The sequence below is a fragment of the Campylobacter sp. BCW_6873 genome (genome assembly GCF_001762365.1).
GTDB lineage: Bacteria > Campylobacterota > Campylobacteria > Campylobacterales > Campylobacteraceae > Campylobacter_D > Campylobacter_D jejuni.
In genome coordinates, this window is the sequence record NZ_MJWS01000104.1 from 93,729 (window position 1) to 97,396 (window position 3,668).

Annotated in this window: 2 protein-coding genes and 1 pseudogene; all 3 read right to left on the reverse strand. The window is 24.9% G+C overall.

Annotation, left to right across the window (positions count from 1 at the left end; all coding sequences use genetic code 11):
- Positions 1 to 613 (reverse strand): pentapeptide repeat-containing protein (locus tag AJ932_RS10870; protein ID WP_180371437.1); only part of this gene is annotated, 613 nt, incomplete at its 3' end.
- Between the two features lie 32 nt (positions 614 to 645).
- Complete coding sequence (locus AJ932_RS09075; RefSeq protein ID WP_251817324.1) at positions 646 to 3,018, reverse strand: hypothetical protein; 2,373 nt, start codon at positions 3,016 to 3,018, stop codon at positions 646 to 648.
- 22 nt (positions 3,019 to 3,040) lie between these two features.
- Positions 3,041 to 3,668: pseudogene (locus AJ932_RS10875) on the reverse strand (pentapeptide repeat-containing protein); the annotation flags it as partial.

The following is a 3,668-nucleotide window of genomic DNA, read 5'->3' on the forward strand; positions in this document are numbered from 1 at the left end:
TTGCAAATTTATCTAAGGATTTTTGATCTTCTTCTTTTTTATTTTTATTAAACTCTTCATATTCTTGTTCAATTTTTTCTTCTAAATTAGAAAAAGTAAAATTTAATTTTGTATTAACTATATTTAAATTTTCATTGAAAATTGCTTGTGAAAAATCTAAACCTTTAAAAGTAGAATTATAAAAAGTTACATTTTTTTCAAAATGGCTTTTTTTGAAACTAGCATAATTATAAAAATTTCTTTCAAAATTAGACGAATTACAAAATGTATTTGCCTCAAAATAAAAATTTTTATTAAAACGACAATAAGCTATAACCACATTGCTTTTAAATTTGATATTATATGAAATAACATTTTCTTCAAAAGTACAACCATAGATATAAACTGGATTTTCTATCTCGAAAAAACCAGGAGCTTCGTTTATTTCACATAAAAATTTGCAATTGAAAAATGATAATTTATACTCATTAAATAATTTAAAACTAAAATTCTTTATAACAGCACCATTGATTTGTATGGATTGTAATCTAGCATTATGGGCAACACATTTATTGTCTATTTTTAAATAATTAGCTAGTTCTAAAATCTTGTCATTGATTTGTGTATTTGTCATTTTTAACCTTTCATTTTTTTTATTACATCATTTTAACTTGGCACTATGGAATTTTTTCGTGCGGTTTTTTGGAGTGAGAATATACAAAGCAAAAGTATAATGCTATATAAAACACTAGTGGATTTTATGGCGTTTTGGATAATTTCATCTTGATTTATCACTTCCAAAATCCCTTCAAAACTTGATTTAAATTTCAAAAGAGCCAAAACACTTTTTAACCTATCCTGACTATCTTTTTGTTCAAAAAGAGCCATTTGCTCAGGTGATAGTTTTTCAGATATAGAAAAAAATCTTTTTATGATACATAAAATATCTATTCCTTGAATAAAATTTAATTTTAAAATTTGATTGAGTTGAACAGATACAACGCTATTGTTGTTTTTATTGTCTATCTCTTCTATAATATTTTTTAAATTTGATGTGTTATTTTCTAACTCATTTAAAACATTTTTATAATCACTTTCATATTTATCATCATATACTTTCAAAATTTCTTTTAATTTTTCTTTATTTGCTATTATCAAAGCTTTAGCTGAATTTAACTCTGCAAAAGAAATATTTTGATCTTTTAAATGGAGATTAAAATCATTCTGCAATATGCTTGCTAGATTTATAATAACACTGGCATTTAAATCATTTAAACTTTTTTCAAATTGACTTTCATAAAGCTTATCTGATGAAAGTACACCTGTAAAAGGATTTATAAGTTGTGGTTTTAAAACAACAATCATAACCAAAAAGAAATAAATAAGCCAATTAAAACAATAAGATATAAAAGATTTTAAGTTTATATAAGGATACAAACAAATCAAAGCAATCACTAGCAAACAATAAAAAAACAATACAAATACAACATCACTAAATGAATGCAATAAAGTTATGGATTGTATTAAAAATAAAGCCATTAGAAATGCTAAAAAAGTAAATAAGATTAATCTTATACTTTTTAACTTGTGTTTTTTTAATGCTAGATACACAATTACCATAACCAAAATAGAAAGAATCAACACTCCAAAAAACCACAAAATGTTTTGTTTATCAATGCGATAACTTAAGCAAGGAATCAACCAAACCAAACCACCAAACGCAACAATATTTAAACTAGTAAAATTAATAATTCTAGGCAAATTTGTGTGATGAAGACTTGTAACCCTGTAAATCCATAACAACAATACACTAAAAGTAAGATTAATAGAATTTTTATCTTCTGATTTAGCAGCAATAAACGGCTTATTCTTCTCTTTATAACAACTTTCTACTTCAAATAACAATTCTCTCTCTTTCGCATAAAGCTCTAACTTGTGCCATTCTTGAGCTTCTAAGGTATTATTTTGAGTGATTAAAACATCTTTTATGACTCTGAAAGAATCTTTTAAATGTTTGGCACATTTTAATTTACAATTATTATTACGCTGTTCTTCTGTTATTTCTTGTTTATTTTCACACGTCTCATCTTGATAATTATCTTCTATATATTTCTCCACTGATTTAAAATCCAACTTGTCTATATCAACATTGATTAAATTTGCAGCTTTTTGCTCTTTAAAATAACAAGCACTAAAATTCGGAGCCTTATAAAACTTTACTCCATAAAAACAAGCTATATCATCAAATTCACATTCGTGAAAATCAGCATAACTATAAAATTCAGAATTATTAAAATAAGCATTATCTTCAAAATGAGTATTTGAAAAATTTAATTTTGTTGTATTATCTTTATCCTTATATCCAAATTTAGAATCTACAAAATAACATCTATTTTTAAATTTATTTTTCCACAAATTTATTTTTTCTATAGCACAGTTTTTTATAAAAAGATATCCTTCAAATTTGTTTTCTTGCAAATCTAAGGATGTGATTTTTTTATCTTGATTATCATGGCAATTTATAAAAACCAAATGATCTAAAAATTGGTTTTGATGTATGTCTAAGTCATTATAAAACGCACACTGATTAAAAGTTAATGTTTTTTCAAAAATAATATTTTTTAATTTGATTAACAAGTTTTCAAAAGTACAATTGTAAAAATATAGATGGTTTTTAATTGTCTCTATATTATCTTTTTCCAAGTCTTTTAGCTTAATTGCACATAAATCAATATTACAATTATTAAAAATAACATTACACGGAATACTTTTTATCTTATCATATGACAAAGATATATCTATTTTGCCGTCTCCTTCATTGCAAATCAAATACCATTTTTCATCACTAGAAAATAAATCATCCCTTTGCCTAAAGTCTTCTTTTTCTTTTATTTTTTTTATTGCTTCTTGTTCTGTATCCTTAGCATCTAGAATAAATATATATCGTTTATCTATAGATAAAACTTTGGACAATTCCTCAATATCAGCAGTTTCTTTGCCATCACTTTCACTCTCATGATTTTTAAGTGTTTCTTTCATCATTTAATCCTTTCTATCTTTTTTAACTTGGCACTATGGAATTTTTTCTAATTGTCTTTATAAAAGAAAATGCAACAAAACCAAAAATTATTGTATAAATTCCACCAAGCACACTAAGCGGATCTAACATAGCTCTTTTATCTGTAAAAATTCCCATAGCGGGGATAAGAATTTTTGGTGAAACCGCTAGAACCAAAAGAGTTATCACATAAGATATGATTATAAAAAATTCTCTCATATATTTTAGACATAAAGCAAATCCAACTAAACCCAAATAAGTAAAAAGTATCATAAGATTTATTGCCATCATAAACAAATAATTATCCTGTATGATAGAATTTATATGATGATTATAAAAATCCAATAAAAAATACCAATGCTCCAAAATAGGCTTATATCCAAGACTATAGCTAAAACCAACAACCATCGCAACGCTTGATATCACAAAAATCCCTATCACCAAAATAAGCGAATTTAAACTTTGTAAAATATCCGTATGATGATCGCAAAGCTTACGATAAAAGATAAGTTGCCATTTGTCCATCTTGTCTTTAAGGGTTTTATATTTTTTATTTTTTAGCTCTATTTCTTTACAATAAAGCTCGTATTTATGAAAATTTGAAGCATCTAAGGCATTGTTATCTTTTATC